This window comes from Roseomonas sp. USHLN139, from assembly GCF_037145735.1.
Taxonomy (GTDB): domain Bacteria; phylum Pseudomonadota; class Alphaproteobacteria; order Acetobacterales; family Acetobacteraceae; genus Pseudoroseomonas.
On record NZ_JBBCWY010000001.1, the window covers coordinates 378,610 to 401,538 of the forward strand.

Consider the following 22,929-nt stretch of genomic DNA (forward strand, 5'->3'; position numbering starts at 1 on the left):
AAAATGGCCTATGAGGAATTCGTCGGGCGCAGCGAGACGCGCGAGGACCGGATGGACCCCCGCCTGGTGGAGGGCATGGCCGCCACCATCGCCCGCCCAGGGACTGCCCACCCGGTGACCGGCGAGGCATTGCCGCCGCTCTGGCACTGGCTGCTGTTCCAGGACTGGAAGCCGGCCGAGGGGCTGGGCCCCGACGGCCACCCCCGGCGCGGCGGCTTCCTGCCCCCCGTCCACCATCTGGAGCGCCGCATGTGGGCCGGCGGCCGCGTGTCCTTCAGCGGCGATATCCGCACCGGCGATGTGCTGAAGCGCACCAGCACCATCCTGAAGATCTCGGAAAAGAAAGGCGGCAGCGGCGAGCTGGTCTTCGTCACCGTCGGCCATGTGCTGGAAGGCCCGCGCGGCCCGGTGCTGCAGGAGGAGCAGGACATCGTCTATCGCGGCACCGGCGGGGCGGCGATGCGCGCGGCGGCACCGGCCGAGGCCTGGCCGGGGGCCACCACCGTCGAGCTGCTGCCCGACGCGGTGCAGCTGTTCCGCTACTCGGCGCTGACCGGCAATGGCCACCGCATCCATTACGACTTCCCCTATGTCACCGGGGTCGAGGGCTATCCGGGCCTGGTGGTGCATGGCCCGCTGCAGGCGACCTGGCTGGCGCAGCATGCGCTGGACGTCGCCGGGCCGGGGGCGAGGCTGGCGAGGTTCAGCTATCGCGGCCAGCGGCCGGCGATCGGCGGCCATGCGCTGCACCTGTTCGGCGAGCGGGACGGGCAGAAGGTGAAGCTCGAGACCCGCGACCATGAGGGCGCCACCTGCCAGGTCGCCGAGGCCGACCTTGTCTGACGGCGCCGCGCCCGGTCGATTGCCCGGCGCCAGCGCGCCGGCGTCGCCCCTGGGCGCGGTGGCTGCCCCGCTCCGGCCGCGGATCGACGATGCGGTCCGCGGCATCGGCTATATCGCCACCGGCTATGCCATCATCGCCTGCGCCGATGCGGCGGTGAAATGGGCGCTGCCGCAGGTGGGACCGGCCGGCGCCATGGTCTGGCGCGGCGTCTTCGGCGCGCTGGCGATCTGGATCCTGGCGCGCGGCGCCTCGCTGAAGCCGGTCAACCTGCGGCTGATCGGCTGGCGCAGCACGCTGCACTGCATCGTCACCGTCGCCTATTACGTGGCCTGGGCGCGCGCCATGCCGCTGGCCGAGACCTATGCGGTGGCCGCCGCGGCGCCGCTGCTGATGACGCTGCTGGCCATCCCGCTGCTCGGCGAGCAGGTCGGCTGGCGGCGCTGGACCAGCACCATGGTCGGCTTCGGTGGCGTGCTGGTCATGCTGAACCCGGGCGGCGCGCTGTGGCGCTGGGAAAGTGCCATGCTGCTCGCCGGCATCGCGCTGATGGCGCTGACCCGGATCTGGACCCGCATGCTGGCGCGCACCGACGCGCCGGCGACCATCGCCTTCTGGCTGCTGGCCGCCCATGTGCCGATCGGCCTGGCCCTGCTGCCGGTCTTCCCGCCGCCCGCTTTGCTGCCCGATCCGGTGACCATCGCCGCGCTGGTCTTCCTCGGCTGCGCCAATGGCGTGGCGCATTTCCTCTTCGCCCGCGCCTTCGCGGTGGCGCCGGTCTCGGTCCTCGCGCCCTTCGAATATTCCACCCTGGTCTGGGGCCTGCTGCTGGGGCTGCTGATCTGGGGCGAGTTCCCGGCGACCGCGACGCTGGCGGGGGCGGCCATCGTCATCGCCGCCGGCCTCTACAACCTCTATCGCGAGCGGCTGCGCGCCCGCCAGGCGAGGCACCGCGCATGACGCTCCGCCACGACATGAAGCGCGGCGCGCTGATGATGCTCGGCGCCACCGCCCTCTTCGCGCTGATGAGCGCGCTGGTGAAGGAGCTCGGCAGCCACATCCCCTTTCCCGAGCTGATGTTCTTCCGCAATGCCTTCGCGCTGCCGGTGGTGCTGGCGATCGGCCTGCGGCGGCATGTGACGCTGCAGACGCGGCGCTTCAGCGGCCATGTGATGCGGGCGTTGACCGGCATCTCGGCGATGAGTTGTTCCTTCTTCGCCCTGACGATCCTGCCGCTCGCCGAGCAGACCGCGCTCAGCTACACCACGCCGATCTTCGTGATCATCCTATCGATCCCCTTCCTGGGCGAGCGGCCGGGGCCGCATCGCTGGGCGGCGGTGCTGATCGGCTTCCTCGGCATCGTGGTGATCGCGGTGGGGCAGGGCGCCTTCGGCTCCAGCCGCGCGCTGCCGGCGGGGATGCCGGACTGGATGATGTGGGTGGCGCTGGGGGCGGCGGCCTGCAACGGCGTCTTCTCCGGCCTGACGACGATGCTGGTGCGCCAGCTCTCCGACACCGAGAGCAGCGCCACCATTGTGCTCTGGCAGTCGCTGCTGATGACCGGCTTCAGCCTGCTGGCGCTGCCCTTCGTCTGGGTGACGCCGAGCCTGTGGCAGCTGGTCCTGCTGCTCGGCATCGGCCTGCTCGGCGGGCTGGCGCAGGTGCTGCTGACCGAGGCCTATGCCAGCGCCCAGGTTTCCTCGCTCGGGCCCTATTCCTACACCGCGCTGATCTGGGCGATCGTCATCGGCTGGATCGTCTGGGGCGAGGCGCCCTCGCTGACCATGCTGGCCGGGGCGGGGCTGATCATCTTCGCCGGGCTCTACATCCTGCACCGCGAGATGCGGCGGCGGGGGCGTTGATTCTTTCTTTCCGTAAAGACAGGAAGCCGTTCCGGCTGGGCCGGCTTGGCCCGGCCGGCCAGCGCCGCGACACGGCGCCGCCTTCCTGCTAGGCTGGGCCGCTCCGCCACCGGCTCGACAAGGCCGCCATGCCTCTCCCTGCTTCCGCCGCGGTCTGGCTGCGCTCCTATGGCGCGCCGAGCACCCCCCATTGCCACGACTTCGCCCAGCTGGTGCTGCCGCTGGAGGGCTCGCTGGAGATGGAGATCGGCGGCCGTGGCGCCGTGCTGGACCGCCGCACCGCCGCCTATGTCGACCAGGGCGTCCGGCACGACCAGGCCAGCCCGCAGCGCAACCGCGCCGTCATCCTCGACCTGGACCGGCAGGCCCTGGGCGGCGGCCTGGCCGACCGGCTGGCCGCCCGCCCGCTGATCGTCCTGCCGCCGGAGGCGCGCAGCCTGGTCGACTACATGGGCCAGAGCCTGGCGCGCGGCCCGGCGAGCCCGGCGCGGCTGGCGCATTGGATGCCGCTGCTGATCGAGGCGCTGGGCGGCGGGGCGGCGGCGGCCGAGGCGCCGCGCCTGGCCGGCCTGCTGGCCGCGCTGCGCCAGGAGCCCTTCCGGCCCTGGACCACGGCGGCCATGGCCGCCGCGGCCGGGCTGAGCACCAGCCGCCTGCACGCCGTCTTCCGGGCCGAGCTCTCCGCCACGCCGCGCGCCTATCTGGCCGGGCTGCGGCTGGCGCATGTGCAGCGCTGGCTGGCCGAGGGCGAGACCCCCATCGCCGAGCTCGCTTGCCGCGGCGGCTATGCCGACCAGAGCGCGCTGACCCGGGCGCTGCGCAAGGCCACCGGCCTGACTCCGGCGGCCTACCGGCGGCAGGCGCAGGAGTCCCGGTCCAGGCCGCAGGAGCCCTAGCCAAGACCGCAGGCCCGCTGCCGCCCTATGGCCCCGGCCAGAGGAGAGGGCGCATGGCGGATCGCAGGCAGGCCGTGACCGGCATTCTGTGTGGCATGGGGGCGGGGGCGCTGTGGGGGCTGGTCTTCCTGGCCCCCGAGCTGGCGCGTGATTTCTCCCCGCTGCAGCTGACGGTGGGGCGGTATCTCTGCTTCGGGCTGGTCGCGGCAGGCCTCGCCGCGCCGCGCTGGCGGCGGCTGGCGGCGCCGCTGGGAGGGCGGGAATGGCGCGCCCTGGCCTGGTTGGCGCTCGCCGGGAACACCCTCTACTACGTGCTGCTGGCCAGCGCGGTGCAGCTCGGCGGCATCGCCATGACCTCGCTGGTGATCGGCTTCCTGCCGGTGGCGGTGACCCTAATCGGCAGCCGCGACCGGGGCGCCGTGCCGCTGCGGCGGCTGCTGCCCTCGCTGCTGCTCGGCGCGGCCGGCGCCGTCTGCATCGGCTGGCAGGCGATCGCCGCGCCGGCGGCGGAGGACGCCGGCACGCAGCTGGCCGGCCTGCTCTGCGCCCTCGGCGCGCTGGCCTCCTGGACCAGCTATGCGGTGGGCAACAGCCGCTGGCTGGCCCGGCTCGACCAGGTCTCGCCGCATGACTGGAACCTGCTGACCGGGGTGATGACCGGGGCGCAGGCGCTGCTGCTGGTGCCGCTGGCGCTGATCCTCGCCGGCGACAGCCCCGGTGGCGCCGCCTGGGCGCGCTTCGGCGCGGTCTCGGCCGGCGTCGCGGTGCTGGCCTCGGTGCTGGGCAATGCGCTGTGGAACCGGATGAGCCGGCTGCTGCCGCTGACGCTGGTCGGCCAGATGATCCTGTTCGAGACGCTCTTCGCCCTGCTCTACGGCTTCCTCTGGGAGCGGCGCTGGCCCGGCCTGCTGGAGGCGCTGGCCTTCGTCCTGGTGGTGCTCAGCGTGCTGTCCTGCATCGCCGCGCATCGCCGCCCGGCGCCGCGCCCGGCGGCGCAGCCCGCCACGGCGTGACTGGACGGGCGCGGCCGGGCGCCCCACCTCAGCCGGGCAACCGCCGGCAGTTCTTCCCGATGCAATGCTTCGCCCGGCTCCTGGCCGCCTGCCTGGTCGCCGCCCCAGCCTTTGCCGCCCCGGCCTTCGCCGCGCCGCCGCCGAGCGGCGATGGCGGGGTTTCCGGCTTCTACCGCTGGGAGGGCGATACGCCGGTCCCCGGCCGGATGCTGCGCCAGGAGGACCTGCCGGCCGCCCAGCGGATCGAGGGCGCGGCAACCGGCAGAAGGATCCTCTACGGCTCGGCCAGCGGGATCGACGGAAGGCCGATCGCCGTCTCCGGCCAGCTCTTCCTGCCGGCCGGCGCGCCGCCCGCGGGCGGCTGGCCGCTGCTCGCCTGGGCGCATGGCACGGTGGGGGTGGCGGATCGCTGCGCCCCCTCCTGGCGCGGCGGCGGGCGGCAGGATGTCGGCGGCTGGCTGGCCGCCGGCTACGCGGTGGTGGCCAGCGACTATGAGGGGCTCGGCACGCCCGGGCTGCACCCCTATCTGGACAAGCGCGCCGAAGGGCAGGGGGTGCTGGACGCCGCCCGCGCGGCACTCGCCGCCGAGCCCGGCCGCATCGCCAACCGCGTGGTCATCGCCGGCCAGTCGCAGGGCGGCGGCGCCGCGCTGGCCGCGGCCGGGCTGGCGCCGTCCTATGCCCCCGATCTCGCGGTCGCGGCTGTCATCGCCACCGGCGCCCCCTATCTGCGGCCCGGCGCGCTGCAGGCGACCGGCGTGCCGCCCGACCGGCCCGATCCCGGCCTGGCCTATGCCTTCTACTTGGCGCTGACGGCGCGGCTGCACGCGCCCTCCCTCGACCCCGCGACCCTGTTCACCGACGATGCCCTGCCGCTGGCCGGGCGCGCCGCCGAGCTCTGCATCGGCGAGCTGGCCGGGCAGGTGATCGCCGCCGGGCTGACGCGGGCCGCCGCCCTGCGCCCCGGCGTCGAGGCGCGGGTCGAGCCGGTCATCCTGCCGCGCGTCGCCTACCCGACGCTGCGCTTCGCCATGCCGGTCTTCCTCGGCATCGGCGAGGCCGATCGCGACGTGGCGGCATCCGGCCAGCTCGCCCTGCTGCGCGATGCCTGCGCCGCCGGCAGCCGGGTGCAGGGGCGGCTCTATGCCGGGATGGACCATGGCGGCGCCTTCCAGGCCGCGCGGCGCGACGCGCTCGACTTCGCCGCCCGCGCATTGCAGGCTGCGCCGGTCGCCACCGACTGCGACCCCCGCCCGCTGCCGCCCGGAGGCCCGAGGCCATGAGCATCCCCTTCCTGCGCGACGACCCGCTGCCCACCGGCGCCGTGGAGGAGCTCGGCCGCTTCGGCGGCACCCGGCTCCGGCGGATCCGCTGCGGCAATCCCGGCGCCTTCACCTTCCTCGGCACCAACACCTATCTGATCGGCGAGGGGCAGGGCGTCGCCGTGCTCGATCCCGGCCCGGTCGACGAGGCGCATCATTCGGCGATCCTGGCGGCGCTGGACGGCGAGACGGTCAGCCACATCCTGGTCAGCCACACGCATCGCGACCATTCGCCGGGTGCGGCGCCGCTGGCCGCCGCGACCGGCGCGCGCACCGCCGGCTTCGGCCCGCACCAGACCCCGCGCGAGGCCGGCGGCGAGGGCGGCGACTTTTCCTTCAGTCCCGACATCGTCCTGGCGGACGGGGACGTGCTGGACGGCGAGGGCTGGCGCCTGACCGCGCTGCACACGCCGGGCCATTGCGCCAACCATCTGTGCTTCGCGCTCGAGGGCGGCGAGGCGCTGTTCTCGGCCGACCATGTGATGAGCTGGTCGACCAGCGTGGTCAGCCCGCCCGATGGCGACATGGCGCAGTACATGGCCGGGCTCGCGCGCCTGGCCGCGCGCGGCGAGACGGTGTTCTTCCCCGGCCATGGCGCGCCGCTGCCGCAGCCCGCGGCCTTCACCCGCGCGCTGCTGGCGCATCGCGAGGCGCGCGAGGCGGCGCTTCTCGCAGCGCTTACCGACCGGCCGGCGCCGGTCGAGGCGCTGGTGCCGCCGCTCTATGGCCCTGCGCTGGAGCCCCGGCTGCGCCCGGCCGCGGCGCGCAGCCTGCTGGCGCATCTGATCAAGCTGGCCGAGGAAGGCCGCGCGCAGCAGGCGCTGGACGGCTGGCACCGTTCCGGCTGATCGCTGTCGGCATCACACTCCGGTGCGCCGCCGGCCTGGCCGGGGCACGCCCGATAGCGTGATCGGGGAACCGGTTGCCAGGGCGTCGCAACCCAGCCATGGCTGCGCCGTTCAGCGTTCGGATGAGAAGAGGCAGATCCCCCATGCCACGGCAGCTCGCCCCCCAGGCTGCGCTTGCTCTGTCGTTTTTCGCCGCCGCCGGCAGCCTGCCGGCCGCGGCGCAGCCTGGCCCGATGGGCTATCCGGACCCGTCCTTCGAGATCGTCAACAACACCGATCGCGGCATCGAGCAGCTCTTCGCCAATCCGGTCGGGCTGCGCGACTGGGGCCATGACCGGCTCGGCGCGCAATGGGTGCCGCCCGGTGCGCGGCATGTCGTGCGGCTGGACCCGCGCGGTGGCTGCCGCCAGGACCTGCGGCTGGTCTGGCGCGACGGCAGCGTGCAGGACCTGCGCGACATCGACACCTGTGCCCAGCGCCAGCTCGTGCTGGGCGCGCCATCCTATGCCCCGACGCCCGCCCCGATGCCGGGCAAGATGGCGCCGGGCTACGCGCCGCAGCCGCCGCTGACGCTGCGCCTGGAGAATCGCGGCGGGCGGCCGATTGCCCTGGCCTTCGCCACGCCCTCGGGCCAGCCGGACTGGGGCCAGGACCTGCTGCTGGGCCGGATGCTGCGCGCTGGCGCCCGCCAGAGCCTGGCCCTGCCGCCCGGCCCCTGCCTCTACGACATCAAAGTGGTCTTCGCCGACGGGGCCGCGCAGGAAGCGCGCGGCCTGGATCTCTGCGCCCGCCCGGCGGTGCGCTTTCCTTGAGGAGCCCTAGCATGCGGATCACCCTGGCAGCCGCCGCCCTGACCCTGGCCGGCCTGACCTTCGCCGGCCCTGCGGCGATGGCCCAGTCGGAGCAGGACGGCTCCTTCAACCTGACCAATCGCAGCGGCCGCACCATCGAGCGGCTCTATGCCTCGCCGCAGCGTTCGCGGAACTGGGGCGAGAACCGGCTGACCGGCAACGGCCTGGCCAACGGGGCGGATTTCGCGGTGCGCATGCCCCCGACGGGCGGCTGCCGCACCGACCTGCGCATGGTCTTCGAGGGCGGCCTGACCGAGGAGAAGCGCGACGTCGACACCTGCTTCGACCGCGACGTGGTGATCGGCACGCCGGCGCGCACCGGCACGCTGCAGCGCGACGCCAGCGGCAAGCCGGTGACGCCGCGCGGCAACCCGAGCTTCGAGCTGGTCAACGACGGCAACCGGCAGATCCGCGAGTTCTTCGCCTCGCCGACCACCAGCGACGACTGGGGCGAGGACCGGCTGGGCCAGGACGTGGTGGAGCCGGGCGACCGCCTGCACATCCGCCTGCCGAACGGGCCCTGCCAGTACGACCTGCGCGTGGTGTGGAGCAACGGGCGCTCCGACGAACGCCGGGACGTGAATCTCTGTGAGATGAACGAAGTCAGCTTTAAGTAAGAAAAGACAGAGGCAGGCCAGGGGAATGAATTCCCCTGGACCCCTTCTTTTTTCTGTCAGACTGCCGTGTCCACGTGACGACGGTCCGTGAAACGGCCCAGCAGCAGCGCGACCTTCAGGGTCGTGCTGTTTTCATATCCGGCGCCCCGCCTTGATGCCCTGGTGTCACCCGTGGTGAAGGCGCTGGTCTGAAAACAGCCGGTGATCAGGAAGAAGATGGGGGTTCGGGGGAATTCATTCCCCCGACCTTTTAAATCTTCAGGCTGCCTTCGCCAAAGCCTTCCAGATCACCTCCGGCGTCGCCGGCATGTCCAGATGCGTCACGCCGCGCGAGCGCAGCGCGTCGACCAGCGCGTTCATGATCGCCGGCGGCGATCCCACCGCGCCCGCCTCGCCGGCGCCCTTCACGCCCAGCGGGTTGGTCTCGCAGGGAATTTCCATCAGCTCGACCTCGATATCCGGCAGGTCGCCCGCGCGCGGCAGGGCGTAGTCGTTCAGGCTGGCCGAGAGCAGCTGGCCGGTCTCGGGGTCATAGGCGGTGCGCTCCATCACCGCCTGGCCGATGCCCTGGGCGACGCCGCCATGCACCTGGCCGCGCACGATCATCGGGTTCAGCGCATGGCCAACATCGTCGACGACGATGTAGCGGGCGACGGTGACGTGGCCGGTGTCGGGGTCCACTTCCACCTCGGCGATGTGGCAGCCATTGGGGAAGGTGTGGGCCGGGATCGGCGCCACTTCCGCGGCGTCGAGCAGGGTGACGCTCTGCCCGGCGGCGGCCTTCTCCCGCTGCGCCGCGGCGAGCTCGAGGATGCCGATGCCGCGGTCGGTGCCGGCGATGCCAAAGCGGCCGGCGGCGAACTCGATATCGGCGGCGGCGGCTTCCAGCGCCTCGCCGGCGGCCTGCTTGCCCTTCTCGATGACGGTGGTGGCGGTGGCGAGCAGGGCGGTGCCTTCGGAATAGAGGCTGCGCGCGCCGCCGGTGCCGCCGCCGGTCGGGATGGCGTCCGAATCGCCCTGGACGACGCGGATCTTCTCCAGCGGGATGCCCAGCTGGTGGCTGGTGATCATGGCATAGGCGGTCTCATGGCCCTGGCCGGTGGACTGGGTGCCGACCAGCACTTCCACCATGCCGTCGGCGGCGAAGCGCAGCTCGGCGCGCTCGGAATCATCGCCGCCGGTGGCTTCCAGGTAATAGGCCATGCCGATGCCGCGCTGCAGGCCGCGCGCCGCCGCCTCGGCCCGGCGCGCCTCGAACCCGGCCCAGTCGGCCTTCTTCAGGGCGGCGTCGAGCACGGTGGCGAATTCGCCGGAATCATAGTTCTGCCCGACCGGCGTGCGGTGCGGCATGGCCGAGGCCGGCACCATGTTGCGGCGGCGCAGCTCGATGCGGTCGATCTTCAGCTCCTGCGCGGCGGCGTCGATCAGCCGCTCGACCAGGTAGTTGCTCTCCGGCCGGCCGGCGCCGCGATAGGCGTCGACGGGCACGGTGTTGGTCAGCACGCCCAGCACATGCGCGTGGATCGCCTGGAAGCCATAGACGCTGGCCAGCACCTTGGTGCCGGCGCCGGTCGGGATATAGGGCGCGAAGGTCGAGAGATAGCCGCCCATATCGGCGATGTTGCGGGTGCGCAGCGCCAGGAACTTCCCGTCGGCGTCGAGGGCGATCTCGCCCAGCGTCAGGTTGGCGCGGCCCTGGGTGTCGGACTGGAAGGCTTCCATCCGCTCGGCGGCCCATTTCACCGGGCGGCCCAGCTTGCGCGCCGCCCAGCAGCACAGCGCGTATTCGGCATAGAGATACAGCTTCATGCCGAAGCCGCCGCCGACATCGGGGGTGATGACGCGAAACTTCTCGGGCGGCAGGTGGAAGACGCTGCTGGCCAGCAGGTTCTTCACCAGCCAGGAGCCCTGGGTCCCGGCATGCAGCGTGAATTTTTCCGCGCCCGCGTCGTATTCTGCCAGTGCCGCGCGGCCCTCCATGCTGGCGACGACGACGCGGTTGTTCACCACCTCGAGCTTCGTCACATGCGCGGCCTGCGCGAAGAGCGCGTCGGTCGCCGCCTTGTCGCCGGTCTCCCAGTCGAAGCACAGGTTGTTCGGCGCGGTGTCCCAGACCTGCGGCTGGCCGGGGTCGGTGGCCCGCGCCAGCTCGGTGCAGGCGGGCAGGATGTCATAGTCGATCATCACCGCCTCGGCCGCGTCGCGCGCCTGGCCCATGCTCTCGGCGACGATGAAGGCCACCGGGTCGCCGACATGCCGCACCTTGCCGGTCGCCAGCCCGTAGCGCGGCGTGTTGGCGCGCGGCGAGCCGTCGCGGTTCTTCATCGGGATGGCGCAGGGGATCTCGCCCAGCCCCTCATCCAGCCAGTCCTGGCCGGTCAGCACCGCATGCACGCCGGGCAGGGCGCGCGCCTCGGCGGTGTCGATCGACAGGATGGTGGCATGGGCATGCGGGCTGCGCAGCACATAGCCGTGCAGCTGGCCGGCCACCGCGATGTCATCGGTGTAGCGGCCGCGCCCCTGCAGCAGGCGAGGATCCTCGATGCGGCGGACCGCCTGGCTCAGGCCGAATTTGGCCATGGCTGTTCTCCCTTGGATGTTTCACGACCGTCCCGGGATGATCATGGGGTGGCCCGGGGCAGGCCCGCAAGCGGCAAGGCGATGACCCGGCCGGGACAAAACGGGGGATTGCCCTGCGGCGCCGCCGGGTTCAGCTTCCGCCGCCATGTGGTTCCCTGCCCCCCGCCCGCTGACGCCGCGGCTGCTCAGCCGCCTGCCCGACCGCCACCGCACGCCGCGCCGCACCGCCTGGTCGGATGCCAATCGCGGCGGCGCCCTGCTGCACAGCTTCCTCGAAGGCCCCTGCTTCGACGCCACCGGCGCGCTGCTGGTGGTCGACATCCCGAACGGCCGGGTGTTCCGCGTCGGCCCGCGCGAATGGGACCTGGTCGCCGAATATGACGGCTGGCCCAATGGCCTGGCCGCGGGCAGCGCCGGCAGCCTGCTGCTGGCCGACCACCGGCACGGGCTGCTCAGCCTGGACCCGGCGACCGGCAGCATCGCGCCGCTGCTGGAGACGGTGCATTCCGAGGGCTTCAAGGGGCTGAACGACGTGGCCGTGGGCCCCGAGGGGCAGATCCTCTTCACCGACCAGGGCCAGACCGGGCTGCAGGACCCCTCGGGGCGGCTGTGGCGGCTCTGGCCGGATGGCCGCGTCGAGAAGCTGATCGGCAACGGGCCCAGCCCGAACGGCATCGCCCTCGACCGCGCCGGCACCCATGCCTATGTCGCCATGACCCGTTCCTGCGAGGTCTGGCGCTTCGCGCTCCGCCAGGAACCCTTCGTCGGCAAGGCGCAGTGCTTCGTGCGGCTGCCGGGCGGCACCATGGGGCCGGATGGGCTGGCGCTGGACGCCCGGGACCGGCTCTTCGTCGCCAATCCGGGGCATGGCATGGTCTGGGGGACGGATCCGCACGGACGGCCCGTCTTCGCCATCGACTGCACATCCTTCGGGCGGCTGCCGACCAACCTCTGCTTCGGGCCGGATGGGACCACCCTGCTGATCACCGAGAGCGAGAGCGGCAGCATCCTCGCGGTCGATATTCCGCAGCAGTAAGCCAGCAAGGGCGGGGGAAGGTATTCCCCCGCGGCCCCCTTCTATTTCTGTCAGTTGGGAGCGCCGCCGGCGCGCCGCCGCTCGGCGAGGACGAACAGCGCGGTGCCCAGCAGCACGGCCACCGCCAGGAAGGCCATGGCGGGGCCCGGGCCGCCCATCCAGCCGCTCGCCGTCTGCAGCACCGCGCCGCCGAAGAAGAAGGAAAAATTGGCGGCGGCCAGGGCCTTGCCGGTTTCCTCCGGCCGCACCGCGGCCCGCGCCACGGCGAAGATCAGCGGCTGGATGGCGATCGACAGGCCGAAGCCGAACAGCAGCACGGCATCCCCGGCCGGCGGCAGCATCGGCACGCCCAGCAGGCGGCTGAGCCAGCCCTCGGGGCCCCCGCCGGCCACCGCCAGCAGCAGCAGCCCGGCCATCCCATGGCCGAGCGCCAGCAGCACCCGCCGGTGCCCGACCCGCCGGTCCAGCACCCCCGCCAGCGCGGGACCCACGATCAGCGCCAGGGTGGCAATGAACAGAAGATTGCCCGCCTCGATGCGGGGCAGGTGCTTCACCTCCATCAGCCAGGGCCCGCCCCAGAGGCCGCGCACGCCGATGATCACCGCGAAGGAGGCGAAGGCCAGCAGCATGCTGCCGCGCAACGCCCGGCTGCGGCCGAGGCGCAGCACCGCTCGCGTGTCCTCGGCCAGTGTCGGCTTCGGGCCGGGCGAGGGGGCGGGGCGCGGCACCAGCCAGGCGACCAGCGCCGCGACGGCCACCGCCATCGCCGCCGAGGCCCAGAAGCCGGCGCGCCAGCCGTGATGCTCGACCAGCCAGGCCAGGGGGCTCGCCGAGAGCAGCATGCCGAGATTGCCCACCGCCTGGATCAGCCCGGACCACAGCCCGAACTTCGCCGGGGTGAGCAGCCGCGCCGCCAGGGTCATCGGGCAGAGCAGCATGCCGCAGCTGCCGATCCCCAGCACCACCTGGGCCAGCAGGAAGCCGCCCGGCCCACCGACCAGCGCCGCGATCACCGCGCCGATGCCCACCGTCGCCAGCAAGGTCAGGGAGACCGGCCGCACGCCGAAGCGGTCGAGTGCGACGCCGAGCGGGATCTGCCCGGCAGCGAAGGCGAAGTGATAGGCGCCGGTCAGGCTGGCCAGCCCCTCGGCGGAGACGCCCAGATCACCGGCCAGCAGGTCGGCCGAGATCGCCGGCAGGGTGCGCAGCAGATTGGACAGCATATGGCCGCAGGCCAGCGCCAGCAGCGGCGCCACGAAGGCCGCCGAGGCCTCGCGCGTGTTCATCGACCGTTTCCCCACCCGTCTTTCGGCAAGGTGTGGACCGGATGCGGCGCCCGGCCAAGGGCGGCCGGCGCGGGTCAGCTCTTCAGGAAGCGGGGGCCGGTCGGGGCGCGGTGACCGCGACGCGGCACCAGATGGCCAGCGCCGCCATCAGCAGGCCGGCGACGCCGAAGGCCAGGCCATAGCCGCCGCGCGCCAGCAGCGCGCCGAAGCAGACCGAGCCCAGCCCCTGGCCGAGGAACAGCGCCATGGCGAAGGCCGAGACCGAGGTGGCGCGGGCTTCCGGCAGCGCCTCGGTGGCGCGGGCCTGCAGCACGCCGTGGAACATGAAGAAGAACAGGCCGGTGGCCGCCTGGATCGCCGCCACCGCCTGCCAGCTCGGCGCGATGGCCAGCAGCAGCAGCGACAGCGCCACCAGCAGCCCGCCGAGCAGCGCCAGCAGCGCCTCGCCGAGGCGCGGGATCAGCAGGCGCGCGATGCGGGTATAGAGCAGCGACCCCAGCCCGAAGCCGGCGACGACGAGGCCGGCATGCCAGGGCTCCAGGTGGAAGGACTGGATCAGGTAGGAGCCGATGAACGGAAAGGCGCCGCCGAACAGCAGCAGCCCGTCCAGGAAGGCGGCCAGCAGCAGCCGCCGCCCGGTCTGCCGCCGCAGCAGCAGGGCGTAGTTGGCGAAGCCCGAGCCGGTGGTGCCGGCCACCCCGGTCTGCCACAGCCGCCGGCCCAGCTTGAAGAAGATGGCCGCCGCCGCCGTCAGCGCCACGCCGCCGACCAGGATGAAGACGGCGCGCCAGCCGAAGACCTGGCCGATGCTGCCGGAGATCGGGCCGGTCAGCAGCTGCGCCATCACCATGCCGGTCATGAAGCGGCTGAGCGTCGCCTGGCGCTGCGCATAGGGGACATTGTCGCCGATCCAGGCCATGGCCAGCGGGATGATGGCGCCGCCGGCGGCGCCCGTCGCGGCGCGCAGCGCGATCAGCGGCGTCATGGCGCCGGCCAGCGCGCAGGAGGCCATCATCAGCCCGTAGAGGGTCAGGCCGATGGTCAGCACGCGCAGCTTGCCGAAGCGGTCGCCGAGCGGGCCCAGGATCACCTGGCACAGCCCATAGGGCAGGGCGAAGGCGGTGATCAGCACCGCGACCTCGGCCACCGTGACGCGCAGCTCGGCGGCGATCAGCGGCAGCACCGGGTCGAGCAGGCGCATGCCGCAGCCGGTGGCGAAGGCCGCCGCGGCGAGCAGCGGCAGGATGCGGACGGCGGAAGCCTCGGTGGCGGCGGGGGCGCTCATCCCGCCACCCGGCGGCGCGCGGTGCCGTGACGGGTGGGGGCCGTCCCGCCGCGCGGGATCACGCCGCGTCGGCCGCGGGCTTGAGGTGGGCGGCCAGCGCCGGCATCTCGGCGGCGGCATCGGAATTGCCGCGGCTGCGCTTCGCCCGCTCGCTCTCGGTCTTCAGCTGGCCGCAGGCGGCCAGGATGTCGCGCCCGCGCGGGGTGCGGATCGGCGAGGCATAGCCGGCATCCTGCACGATCCGCGCGAAGCGGTGGATCGCGTTGTTGGACGAGGTCTCGTAGGGGCTGCCGGGCCAGGGGTTGAAGGGGATCAGGTTGACCTTGGCGGGCAGGCCGTGGAGCAGGCGGACCAGCTCCCGCGCATCGGCCTCCGAGTCGTTGATGCCCTTCAGCATGACGTATTCGAAGGTGATCCGCCGCGCGTTGGAGGCGCCGGGATAGCGGCGGCAGGCCGCCATCAGCTCCTCGATCGGGTATTTCCGGTTCAGCGGCACGATCTCGTCGCGGATCTCGTCGCGCACCGCGTGCAGCGACACCGCCAGGCCGACGCCCAGCTCCTCGCCGCAGCGGTCCATCATCGGCACCACGCCGGAGGTGGAGAGGGTGATGCGCCGGCGCGACAGGCCGATGCCCTCGCCATCCATGATGATGCGCATCGCCTTGGCGACGTTCTCGTAGTTATAGAGCGGCTCGCCCATGCCCATGATGACGATGGTCGACAGCAGCCGCGGCGTGCCGTCGGTCGGGCTCGGCCATTCGCCGTAGGAATCGCGCGCCGCCATGAACTGGCCGACGATTTCGGCGGCGCCCAGGTTGCGCACCAGCTTCTGCGTGCCGGTGTGGCAGAACTTGCAGGAGAGCGTGCAGCCGACCTGGGTGGAGATGCAGACGGCGCCGCGATCCTCCTCCGGGTCGGGGATATAGACGGTCTCGACCTGCTGGTTGTCGCGGAAGCCGAACAGCCATTTCCGCGTGCCGTCGGTGCTGGTCTGCTCCAGGTTGACGCCGGGGCGGCCGATGACGAAGCGCTCGGCCAGCTTGTTCTGCAGCGGCCGCGCGATGGTCGACATCTTCGAGAAGTCGGTGGCGCCCTGGTGGTAGATCCAGTGCCAGAGCTGCTTGGCGCGGAAGGCCTTCTCGCCGATCGCCAGCATCTCGGCGACCAGCTCCTCGCGCGACAGACCGACCAGCTCGCGCCGGCCGTCCGGCAGGGTCGCCGGCGGCGGCGCGAACAGCGCGGCCTTGGCCATGATGCGGGCGCGCTCGGCCTCGTTGAGGTCCGGGCCGGCAGCAGGCGCGGCAGCGGGGCTGATCTGGTTCATGGCGTCCTGAAAAAATCCCTGGGCCCGGCGGCGGAGGGGCGGCGGCGGATCAGCGGCGGCCGGCCGGGCATTCCTTGCTGATGGCGTCATAGGCGGCGCTGAAGCCCGACAGCGAGAAGGTGTCGGTCGCCGTGCCGCGGCCCTGCGGCCCCTGGCCCTTGGCCACCGCCTGCGCGCCGCCGCGGAAGCTGGCCACCGCCTTGGCGCCCTCGCGGGCGAAGGCATTGTCCTGGGCGGTGTAGAAGTCGATCTCGGTGCTGCCCACCGACACCGAGACATCGGCGTTGCGGGCATAGGTGTAGCCGGCGCGCAGCGCGACCTGGTCGCGGCCCTGCGGGCGGTGCGTCACCGTCAGCATGACATTCTGCCGGGAACCGGCGCCTTCCGACTTGGAAGCGCGGGTGAAGGCGTAGCAGACCTTGCGGCCGCCCTCCATGTAGGTCGCCGCCGTCCATTCCTGGAAGGTGCCGAGCGCCTGCGGGCGCTGCTGGGCATGGGCAGGGGCGGCGAGGCCGGCCATCAGGCCGAGCGCGACGCCGAGCGACAGCAGGGGAGCGGGAAGCCGGGTCATGCGCGTCACATAAGGCTTCGGCCCCGGATGCTGCAACCGCGCAATTCCCCTGTCCGGCCTGCATTTTTGTCAGATGGCGCCTTCCGTTGTCAGGCGCCGGTATCGCCCGGGGCTACCGGGCCGGCGGCCACAGCACCTTGTCGCGGTAGTTGCACAGCTCGCGCGCCACGCAGTGCCAGCATTCCGGCGCGCGCGCCTTGCAGATGTAGCGCCCGTGCAGGATCAGCCAGTGATGCGCGTCGCGCAGCAGCTCGGCCGGCACGCGCTGCATCAGCGCATCCTCGACCGCCCGCGGGGTGCGGCCGGGGGCGAGGCCGGTGCGGTTGCCCAGGCGGAAGATATGGGTGTCGACCGCCATCGCCTCCTCGCCGAAGGCCACGTTCAACACCACGTTGGCGGTCTTCCGCCCGACCCCGGGCAGCGCCTCCAGCGCGGCGCGGTCGGCCGGCACCGCGCCGCCATGCCGCTCCAGCAGCAGCCGCGACAACGCCACCACGTTCTTCGCCTTCGACTTCCACAAGCCGATGCGGCGGATGTGCTCGGCCACGCCCTCCTCGCCCAGCGCCACCATCTTCTCCGGCGTGTCGGCCACCGGGAACAGCGTGGCCGTGGCCTTGTTGACCGAGACGTCGGTCGCCTGGGCGGAGAGCGCCACCGCCACCAGCAGCGTATAGGGCGAGGAGAATGCCAGCTCCGTCTCCGGCGCCGGATTGGCCGCGGCCAGGGCGCGCACGAAGGCCGCCGCCTGCTGGGCGTTCATCCGCCGGGCACGGCGCGGCGCCTCGGCCGTGCCATGCAGCGGTTTCTTCGCGACTCGGGCCGGCTTCGGCGCCGGCGCCACCGGGTCGGCGGCGGCAGCGCGCGGCAGCGGGGCCGGCTGTTTCGGGGGCAGCGTCATCAACTCACTCGGCGCATGGCAGGGGCCTCCGAAAAAACGGCTCGCCGGGCGGGGCGCCATCCTATGTTAGCCGGCGATGTCCGCCGTGCCACTCCCCGGGCCCGAGCCCGTGCCGCAGCCCGAGCCCATCCTCTTCGAGGCGGTCAGCACCCCGCATCGCAGCTTCCGCCCGCGCGGCTTCCTGGTCCTGGCCGGACTGGCGCTGGCCTGGGCGATCGGCGGCGGCGTGGTCTTCCTGACGCTCGGCGCCTGGCCGGTGGTGCCCTTCCTCGGGCTGGAGATCATTGGCGTGCTGGCCCTGGTGGTGCTGCACCACCGCGCCTCGGCCCGCGCCCGCGAGGTGGTCTCGCTCTCCGCCGGCCGGATCCGCGTCCGCCGCACCGATGCCCGCGGCCGGCGCGAGGAAGCCGCCCTCGATCCCTACTGGACCCGCGTCGCCTGGGACGAGCGGCAGGGGCTGGCGCTGGTGCAGCGCGGCCGCCGCGTCGCCATCGGCCGCTTCCTCTCCGAGGAGGAGCAGCAGGACCTGGCGGCGACGCTGCGCGAGGTGCTGCGCCGCTACCGCGAGCCGGTCTTCGACAACCCGCAGCTGCGCGAGCCTTCCTGATGTTTTTCTCAGGCATTTGGTTGTATGAAGCAACCAAATGCCTGGGAGATGCCGCGCCGTGGAGCCTTTCATCGAGCCGATTCGCGCCGCCTCGCGCCAGCTTGTGCGGGAGCTCGGCTTCCTGCGCCCTGGCCTGGCCGGCACCGCGCTGCCGCCTTCGGCGGTGCATGCGCTGATCGAGCTGGGCCGGGGCGAGGGGCTGACCGCCCAGCGCCTGGCCGGCCGGCTGGGGCTGGAGAAGTCCAGCATCAGCCGGATGCTGGGCAAGCTGGTCGCCGCCGGGCTGGTCGCCGAGACGCCCGATCCGGCCGATGCCCGCGCCAAGCGGCTGGCGTTGACCGCCGAGGGCGCGGCGCGGCTGGCGGCGATCCATGGCTTCGCCCGCCGCCAGGTGGCCGCCGCCCTGGCGCGGCTGCCGGAGGGCGCGGGCGACACGGTGCTGCAGGGGCTGTCGCGCTATGCCGAAGCCCTCGGCGCCGAGCGCCTCCGGCCGGCCCCGACAGAGATCCGCGCCGGCTGGCAGCCCGGGCTGCTGGGCCGGATGCTGTCGCTGCAGGCCGCCTTCTATGCCCGCCATCACGGCTTCGGCGCTGCCTTCGAAAGCGTCGTCGGCCGCGGCATGGCGGATTTCTGCGGCCGGCTGGGATCGGGGCGGTGCCAGCTCTGGGGCGCCTGGCAGCCGGGCCTGCCCGAGGCGCTGGGCGGCATCGCCATCGATGGCGAGGATCTGGGCGAGGGCCGCGCGCATCTGCGCTGGTTCATCCTGGCCGAGGCGGCGCGCGGCAGCGGCACCGGCCAGCGGCTGCTCGCCGAGGCCCTGGCCTTCGTCGATGCGGAAGGCTTTTCGGAGACCCGCCTCTGGACGCTGCGCGGCCTGGACGCCGCCCGCCGCCTCTACGAGGCCGCGGGCTTCTCCCTGGCGGAGGAATTCCAGGGCGACCAATGGGGCCGGGTGGTCACCGAGCAGGTCTGGGTCCGCCCGCGGCCCTAGGACAGCGCGTTCCGAAAGGCTGGCCGGGATCCCGCCCGGTGCCGCACATAAAAGCAGCGCGACCCGGAAGGTCGCGCTGCTGTCTGGCCGTTTCGCCCGTGGCCGCCACCTGGACACGGCAGTCTGGCAGAAAGAAGAAGGGGGTCTGGGGGAATTCTTCCCCCAGCCTTTTCCTGGTCTCGCCTCAGCCGAGACGCTCGCCATGCAGCGAGACGTCCAGGCCTTCGCGCTCTTCCTCTTCCGTCACGCGCAGGCCGACGATCAGGTCGACCACCTTCAGCAGGATCCAGCTGCCGATCGCCGTGAAGACGAAGGTCGCCACCACCGCGTAGACCTGCAGTAGGAACTGGTCGAAGGAGCCGACGATGCCCTCCGGCAGGGCCGGCGTCGCCGAGAGCGGCCCATAGGCGAAGATGCCGGTCAGCAGCGCGCCGACGATGCCGCAGATGCCGTGCACGCCGAAGGCGTCCAGGCTGTCATCATAGCCGCACCAGTGCTTCAGCGCGGTGGCGCCCCAGAAGCCGGCCAGGCCGGCGATCAGGCCGATGATCAGCGCCGGCACCGGCAGCACGAAGCCGGCGGCCGGGGTGATGGCGACCAGGCCGGCCACCGCGCCGGAGATGGCGCCGAGCACCGAGGGCTTGCCCTTGGTCAGCCATTCGGCGGCGACCCAGGCCAGCGTCGCGCCGGCGGCGGCGATCTGCGTCACCAGCATGGCCATGCCGGCGCGGCCGCCGGCGGTCGCGGCGGAGCCGGCGTTGAAGCCGAACCAGCCCACCCACAGCAGCGCCGCGCCGATCACGGCCAGGCCCAGGTTGAAGGGCGACATGTTCTCGGTGCCGAGGCCGGTGCGCTTGCCCAGCACCAGGGCGGCGACCAGGCCGGCGACGCCGGCATTGATGTGGACCACGGTGCCGCCCGCGAAGTCGAGCGCGCCCAGGGCGAAGATCCAGCCATTCGGGTGCCAGACCCAGTGGGCGACCGGGCTGTAGATCAGCAGCGACCACAGCACGGTGAACAGCGCCAGCGCGCTGAACTTCATGCGGTCGGCGACCGCGCCGGTGGCCAGCGCCGGGGTGATGATCGCGAACGTCATCTGGAACATGACGAAGATCGTCTCGGGCACCGTGAAGGCCACCGCGCCGTCGCCGCTGCCCAGCGTGAAGGGCTTGTCCCAGTTCTCGGCGATGCCCGAGAGGAAGATCTTCGACAGGTCGCCGATATAGGCGCCACCCTCGCCGAAGGCGAGGCTGTAGCCGGCCACCATCCAGATCACGCTGCACAGCGCGGCCAGGAAGAAGGACTGCATCATCGTGGCCAGCACGTTCTTCTTGCGGACCATGCCCGCATAGAACAGCGCCAGGCCCGGGATGGTCATCATCAGCACCAGGGCGGTGCTGGTCAGCATCCAGGCGGTGTCGCCCGCATTCACCGTCGCTTCCTCCTGCGCGAAGGCGGGCGCCGCCATCAGCAGGGTGGGGAGCAGCGCAGCCGCGCCGCGCGCCAGGATTCGCATATTCCTCGGTTCCATCGTCTTCTGGTTGGGGAGCGGCATCACAGCGCTGAGTCGTCGGTCTCGCCGGTGCGGATGCGCAGCGCGCGCTCCACGTCCAGCACGAAGATCTTGCCGTCGCCGATCTTGCCCGTGCGGGCGGTGGACGCGATCGCTTCCACCACCGCGTCGACCAGGTCGGCGGGCACCGCCACCTCGATCTTCAGCTTGGGCAGGAAGGACACGTGGTACTCCGCGCCGCGGTAGATCTCGGTCTGGCCCTTCTGCCGGCCAAACCCCTTCACCTCGGTCACGGTCAGCCCCTGCACGCCGAGCGGGGTGAGCGCCTCGCGCACCTCGTCCAGCTTGAAAGGCTTGATGACGGCCATCACCAGCTTCATGCGCTGCGGTCCCCTCAAGTTATTCCGCGTAGCTGCCGCTTCTGATGCGAGCGCCGTGCCACAGGCGGTTACACGGTGATTCCGCGGGCGGATCACCTGGCCCGCCTGCCGTTGCGGCGGATGCATGCTCAAATTTCAGGCAGTGCTGCCCTGGGCGCGCGCGGCCTTCCGGCGAGGCGCCCCAGGCGCCACAATGGCGGCATGACCGAAGCCGCCGAGACCCCGTCCCCTGCCACCCTGATCGAGGTGGCGGTCTGCATCATCGGCGCCGGCCCGGTGGGGGCGACGCTCGCCGCCCGCCTGGCCAGCGCCGGCCTGCCCACCGCCGTGGTGGACCATGCTGGCCTGCCGCCGATGGAGCTGCCGGAATTCGACGGCCGCGCCTATGCCATCGCGCTGTCCAGCCGCCGCCTGCTCGATGCCGCCGGAATCTGGGACCGGCTGCCCTGGGCGCCGGGCCCGATCACCCGCATCCGCTGCACCGACGGCGCGCCGGGCGAGGCCGCGAGCCGGCTCCGCCTGCATTTCGATGCCGCGGAAACCGGCACCGAGGCCTTCGGCTGGATGGTCGAGGCCCGCGCCCTGCGGATGGCGCTGAACGCGCGGATGCAGTCGCTGGCGCATCTGACCGTCCGCGCCCCGGCGAAGGCCGAGGTCACCCGCACGCCGGAGGGCGCCGAGATCCGCCTCTCCACCGGCGAGCTGATCCGCGCCCGCCTGGTGGTCGCCGCCGAGGGCCGCCGCAGCCGGCTGCGGGAGCAGGCCGGCATCGGCATCGCCACGCATGACTATGGCCAGCTCGGCCTGGTCGGCGCCGTCGCCCACGAGCTGCCGCACGGGATGATGGCGCTGGAGCATTTCCTCCCCCACGGCCCCTTCGCCCAGCTGCCGCTGGCGCCGACGCCCGAGCACCCCAACGCCTCGGCCATCGTCTGGTCGGAGAAGCGCGGCATCGCCGAGCGCATGCTGGCCCTGCCCGACGAGGAATACGGCCGCGAGATCCAGCGCCGCATGGGCGACCACCTGGGCAAGGTGACGCCGATCGGCCGCCGCTGGTCCTACCCGCTCTCGGCCATGCACGCGCTGCGCTACACCGACACGCGCCTGGCCCTGATCGGCGACGCGGCGCACGGCATCCATCCGATCGCCGGGCAGGGGCTCAACCTCGGCTTCCGCGATGTCTCGGCGCTGGCCGACCTGCTGCTGGGCTCGGGCGCCGATCCGGGCTCGCCGGAGTTGCTGGCGCAGTATCAGGCGGCGCGGCGACCGGACGCCCTGGTGATGATGGGCGCCACCCACGCGCTGGAAAAACTCTTCGGCAACCGCTTCCCGCCGCTGCGGCTGGCGCGGCGCCTCGGCATGGCGGCGGTCGACCGGATGCCAACGCTGAAGCGGGCCTTCGCTCAGCGGGCCATGGGCGTTACCGGGGCGCTGACACAGTAAAGCTCGGGGGCGCCGCCCCCGAACCCCCGCCGGGGGGATGGTATCCCCCCGGACCCCGCCGTCAGTCAGCCACCGCGGGCATGGTCAGGGTCGACGGCCCGCAACACGTATTCATCCAGGTTCGGCGAATACAGGTCCCACAGCCGCGACAGCGCGCCGATCGGGTCGGGGTCGTTGTCGATCCGCAGGTCGGCATAGGGAAACGACTCCTCGTGCACGATCAGCAGCACGGCGGAGACCAGCGGCCGGCCCTCGCCGCCGGCCGCCTCGCCGGCCTTCAGGGCGGCCAGCAGGCGGTCGCCCAGATGGCGCTCCGGCTCGGCCACGAAGGCGGCGACCATGGCGGCGGGGATCTGGTCGCTGACCAGGATATTGCCGATCGCCACGCAATCCGCCCCATGCGCGTCATTATGCGCCGGCTTCACCCGCGCGCCGTGGAAATGCGCGGTGCGGCCGGCGGCATCGATCGCCGCCAGCTGGCGATAGCCGTGATAGGGCGTGCTGGCCTCCAGCGCCGCGATCGTCTCCTGCGCGCTGCAGCCGCTGCGCAGCAGCTCCACCCCGCGCGGCCCGAGCCGCGGATCGGTGCGGTGCTGCGTCAGCACCCCGCCCACCTTGGGCGCCAGGAAGGGAACGCGGGAGCCGATGGACAGGCCGGAGGTGGTGGCCACGGCGCCGAACTGGCCGGTGCGCGCGCAACGGCCGATCAGGGAGAAGGTCATGGCGCGGCATTCAAGGGCCGCGGCGCCGGCTTGTCCATCCGCT

Annotated in this window: 22 protein-coding genes; 13 read left to right on the top strand and 9 right to left on the bottom strand. The window is 72.6% G+C overall.

Annotated features, from left to right (window positions below; translation table 11 throughout):
- The first annotated feature begins 3 nt into the window (after nucleotides 1–3).
- The 9 genes from WFI16_RS01755 to WFI16_RS01795 all read left to right on the top strand — a co-directional run bounded on the left by WFI16_RS01755 (nucleotide 4) and on the right by WFI16_RS01795 (nucleotide 8,250).
- Nucleotides 4–843, top strand: coding sequence for an FAS1-like dehydratase domain-containing protein (locus WFI16_RS01755; RefSeq protein ID WP_419896069.1), 840 nt, complete (start codon nucleotides 4–6; stop codon nucleotides 841–843).
- 58 nt (nucleotides 844–901) lie between these two features.
- Nucleotides 902–1,801 (top strand): DMT family transporter, encoded by a 900-nt coding sequence (locus WFI16_RS01760; RefSeq protein ID WP_419896070.1) that lies wholly within the window; start codon nucleotides 902–904, stop codon nucleotides 1,799–1,801.
- Nucleotides 1,798–2,703, top strand: coding sequence for a DMT family transporter (locus WFI16_RS01765; protein ID WP_419896071.1), 906 nt, complete (start codon nucleotides 1,798–1,800; stop codon nucleotides 2,701–2,703). Before WFI16_RS01760 ends, WFI16_RS01765 begins: the two co-directional genes overlap by 4 nt.
- A gap of 128 nt (nucleotides 2,704–2,831) precedes the next feature.
- On the top strand, nucleotides 2,832–3,599 hold the full coding sequence (locus WFI16_RS01770; RefSeq protein WP_419896072.1) for an AraC family transcriptional regulator: 768 nt from the start codon (nucleotides 2,832–2,834) through the stop codon (nucleotides 3,597–3,599).
- A 53-nt stretch (nucleotides 3,600–3,652) separates the two neighbouring features.
- On the top strand, nucleotides 3,653–4,612 hold the full coding sequence (locus WFI16_RS01775) for a DMT family transporter (protein WP_419896073.1): 960 nt from the start codon (nucleotides 3,653–3,655) through the stop codon (nucleotides 4,610–4,612).
- A 59-nt stretch (nucleotides 4,613–4,671) separates the two neighbouring features.
- Nucleotides 4,672–5,895 carry a lipase family protein gene (locus tag WFI16_RS01780; protein WP_419896074.1) on the top strand — a complete coding sequence of 408 codons (1,224 nt, stop codon included), beginning with the start codon at nucleotides 4,672–4,674 and terminating at the stop codon, nucleotides 5,893–5,895.
- Nucleotides 5,892–6,782 (top strand): MBL fold metallo-hydrolase, encoded by an 891-nt coding sequence (locus WFI16_RS01785; protein WP_419896075.1) that lies wholly within the window; start codon nucleotides 5,892–5,894, stop codon nucleotides 6,780–6,782. Before WFI16_RS01780 ends, WFI16_RS01785 begins: the two co-directional genes overlap by 4 nt.
- A 143-nt stretch (nucleotides 6,783–6,925) precedes the next feature.
- Entirely contained in the window at nucleotides 6,926–7,594 is a 669-nt protein-coding gene (locus WFI16_RS01790; protein WP_419896076.1) for a hypothetical protein, read from the top strand.
- 11 nt (nucleotides 7,595–7,605) lie between these two features.
- Nucleotides 7,606–8,250, top strand: a complete 645-nt coding sequence (locus WFI16_RS01795; RefSeq protein WP_419896077.1) for a hypothetical protein — start codon at nucleotides 7,606–7,608, stop codon at nucleotides 8,248–8,250.
- A gap of 258 nt (nucleotides 8,251–8,508) precedes the next feature.
- Here the strand turns inward: WFI16_RS01795 and WFI16_RS01800 are convergent, their stop codons facing one another.
- Complete coding sequence (locus WFI16_RS01800) at nucleotides 8,509–10,830, bottom strand: xanthine dehydrogenase family protein molybdopterin-binding subunit (protein WP_419896078.1); 2,322 nt, start codon at nucleotides 10,828–10,830, stop codon at nucleotides 8,509–8,511.
- A 145-nt stretch (nucleotides 10,831–10,975) separates the two neighbouring features.
- Between WFI16_RS01800 and WFI16_RS01805 the strand changes: the two genes are divergently transcribed.
- Complete coding sequence (locus WFI16_RS01805) at nucleotides 10,976–11,866, top strand: SMP-30/gluconolactonase/LRE family protein (protein WP_419896079.1); 891 nt, start codon at nucleotides 10,976–10,978, stop codon at nucleotides 11,864–11,866.
- A gap of 50 nt (nucleotides 11,867–11,916) precedes the next feature.
- On the opposite strand, the gene WFI16_RS01810 is transcribed toward WFI16_RS01805, so the two are convergent.
- From WFI16_RS01810 to nth, 5 genes are all read right to left on the bottom strand, one after another.
- Complete coding sequence (locus WFI16_RS01810) at nucleotides 11,917–13,152, bottom strand: MFS transporter (RefSeq protein ID WP_419896080.1); 1,236 nt, start codon at nucleotides 13,150–13,152, stop codon at nucleotides 11,917–11,919.
- Between the two features lie 82 nt (nucleotides 13,153–13,234).
- Entirely contained in the window at nucleotides 13,235–14,437 is a 1,203-nt protein-coding gene (locus tag WFI16_RS01815; RefSeq protein WP_419896081.1) for an MFS transporter, read from the bottom strand.
- Nucleotides 14,438–14,495: 58 nt separating this feature from the next.
- Complete coding sequence (rlmN, locus tag WFI16_RS01820; protein ID WP_419896082.1) at nucleotides 14,496–15,761, bottom strand: 23S rRNA (adenine(2503)-C(2))-methyltransferase RlmN; 1,266 nt, start codon at nucleotides 15,759–15,761, stop codon at nucleotides 14,496–14,498.
- A gap of 49 nt (nucleotides 15,762–15,810) precedes the next feature.
- Nucleotides 15,811–16,332 carry an invasion associated locus B family protein gene (locus WFI16_RS01825; protein ID WP_419896083.1) on the bottom strand — a complete coding sequence of 174 codons (522 nt, stop codon included), beginning with the start codon at nucleotides 16,330–16,332 and terminating at the stop codon, nucleotides 15,811–15,813.
- A 112-nt stretch (nucleotides 16,333–16,444) separates the two neighbouring features.
- Entirely contained in the window at nucleotides 16,445–17,092 is a 648-nt protein-coding gene (gene nth / locus WFI16_RS01830) for an endonuclease III (RefSeq protein ID WP_419897134.1), read from the bottom strand.
- Between the two features lie 214 nt (nucleotides 17,093–17,306).
- On the opposite strand from nth, the gene WFI16_RS01835 reads away from it, so the two are divergent.
- Both WFI16_RS01835 and WFI16_RS01840 read left to right on the top strand, forming a co-directional pair.
- A complete protein-coding gene (locus WFI16_RS01835) occupies nucleotides 17,307–17,837 on the top strand; it encodes a DUF2244 domain-containing protein (protein ID WP_419896084.1) in 531 nt (176 codons plus the stop codon).
- A 58-nt stretch (nucleotides 17,838–17,895) separates the two neighbouring features.
- A complete protein-coding gene (locus tag WFI16_RS01840) occupies nucleotides 17,896–18,828 on the top strand; it encodes a helix-turn-helix domain-containing GNAT family N-acetyltransferase (RefSeq protein WP_419896085.1) in 933 nt (310 codons plus the stop codon).
- Nucleotides 18,829–19,012: 184 nt separating this feature from the next.
- Here the strand turns inward: WFI16_RS01840 and WFI16_RS01845 are convergent, their stop codons facing one another.
- Nucleotides 19,013–20,383: an ammonium transporter gene (locus WFI16_RS01845; protein ID WP_442970624.1), complete on the bottom strand. Its 1,371-nt coding sequence runs from the start codon at nucleotides 20,381–20,383 to the stop codon at nucleotides 19,013–19,015.
- Nucleotides 20,383–20,721, bottom strand: a complete 339-nt coding sequence (locus WFI16_RS01850; RefSeq protein WP_419896087.1) for a P-II family nitrogen regulator — start codon at nucleotides 20,719–20,721, stop codon at nucleotides 20,383–20,385. The genes WFI16_RS01845 and WFI16_RS01850 overlap by 1 nt, the downstream gene beginning before the upstream one ends.
- A 201-nt stretch (nucleotides 20,722–20,922) precedes the next feature.
- Between WFI16_RS01850 and WFI16_RS01855 the strand changes: the two genes are divergently transcribed.
- Nucleotides 20,923–22,164 (top strand): UbiH/UbiF/VisC/COQ6 family ubiquinone biosynthesis hydroxylase, encoded by a 1,242-nt coding sequence (locus tag WFI16_RS01855; RefSeq protein ID WP_419896088.1) that lies wholly within the window; start codon nucleotides 20,923–20,925, stop codon nucleotides 22,162–22,164.
- 65 nt (nucleotides 22,165–22,229) lie between these two features.
- Here WFI16_RS01855 and WFI16_RS01860 read toward each other — a convergent pair whose 3' ends face one another.
- Nucleotides 22,230–22,886 (bottom strand): DUF1028 domain-containing protein, encoded by a 657-nt coding sequence (locus WFI16_RS01860; RefSeq protein ID WP_419896089.1) that lies wholly within the window; start codon nucleotides 22,884–22,886, stop codon nucleotides 22,230–22,232.
- Nucleotides 22,887–22,929 lie beyond the last annotated feature (43 nt).

Bases quoted from the DNA above. Each gene is read 5' to 3' on its own strand.
- WFI16_RS01755 (WP_419896069.1), top strand. From the start codon at position 4: ATGGCCTATGAGGAATTCGTCGGGCGCAGCGAGACGCGCGAGGACCGG.
- WFI16_RS01765 (WP_419896071.1), top strand. From the start codon at position 1,798: ATGACGCTCCGCCACGACATGAAGCGCGGCGCGCTGATGATGCTCGGC.
- WFI16_RS01770 (WP_419896072.1), top strand. From the start codon at position 2,832: ATGCCTCTCCCTGCTTCCGCCGCGGTCTGGCTGCGCTCCTATGGCGCG.
- WFI16_RS01775 (WP_419896073.1), top strand. From the start codon at position 3,653: ATGGCGGATCGCAGGCAGGCCGTGACCGGCATTCTGTGTGGCATGGGG.
- WFI16_RS01780 (WP_419896074.1), top strand. From the start codon at position 4,672: ATGCAATGCTTCGCCCGGCTCCTGGCCGCCTGCCTGGTCGCCGCCCCA.
- WFI16_RS01785 (WP_419896075.1), top strand. From the start codon at position 5,892: ATGAGCATCCCCTTCCTGCGCGACGACCCGCTGCCCACCGGCGCCGTG.
- WFI16_RS01790 (WP_419896076.1), top strand. From the start codon at position 6,926: ATGCCACGGCAGCTCGCCCCCCAGGCTGCGCTTGCTCTGTCGTTTTTC.
- WFI16_RS01795 (WP_419896077.1), top strand. From the start codon at position 7,606: ATGCGGATCACCCTGGCAGCCGCCGCCCTGACCCTGGCCGGCCTGACC.
- WFI16_RS01800 (WP_419896078.1), bottom strand. From the start codon at position 10,830: ATGGCCAAATTCGGCCTGAGCCAGGCGGTCCGCCGCATCGAGGATCCT.
- WFI16_RS01805 (WP_419896079.1), top strand. From the start codon at position 10,976: ATGTGGTTCCCTGCCCCCCGCCCGCTGACGCCGCGGCTGCTCAGCCGC.
- WFI16_RS01810 (WP_419896080.1), bottom strand. From the start codon at position 13,152: ATGAACACGCGCGAGGCCTCGGCGGCCTTCGTGGCGCCGCTGCTGGCG.
- WFI16_RS01815 (WP_419896081.1), bottom strand. From the start codon at position 14,437: ATGAGCGCCCCCGCCGCCACCGAGGCTTCCGCCGTCCGCATCCTGCCG.
- rlmN (WP_419896082.1), bottom strand. From the start codon at position 15,761: ATGAACCAGATCAGCCCCGCTGCCGCGCCTGCTGCCGGCCCGGACCTC.
- WFI16_RS01825 (WP_419896083.1), bottom strand. From the start codon at position 16,332: ATGACCCGGCTTCCCGCTCCCCTGCTGTCGCTCGGCGTCGCGCTCGGC.
- nth (WP_419897134.1), bottom strand. From the start codon at position 17,092: ATGAACGCCCAGCAGGCGGCGGCCTTCGTGCGCGCCCTGGCCGCGGCC.
- WFI16_RS01835 (WP_419896084.1), top strand. From the start codon at position 17,307: ATGTCCGCCGTGCCACTCCCCGGGCCCGAGCCCGTGCCGCAGCCCGAG.
- WFI16_RS01845 (WP_442970624.1), bottom strand. From the start codon at position 20,383: ATGCCGCTCCCCAACCAGAAGACGATGGAACCGAGGAATATGCGAATC.
- WFI16_RS01850 (WP_419896087.1), bottom strand. From the start codon at position 20,721: ATGAAGCTGGTGATGGCCGTCATCAAGCCTTTCAAGCTGGACGAGGTG.
- WFI16_RS01855 (WP_419896088.1), top strand. From the start codon at position 20,923: ATGACCGAAGCCGCCGAGACCCCGTCCCCTGCCACCCTGATCGAGGTG.
- WFI16_RS01860 (WP_419896089.1), bottom strand. From the start codon at position 22,886: ATGACCTTCTCCCTGATCGGCCGTTGCGCGCGCACCGGCCAGTTCGGC.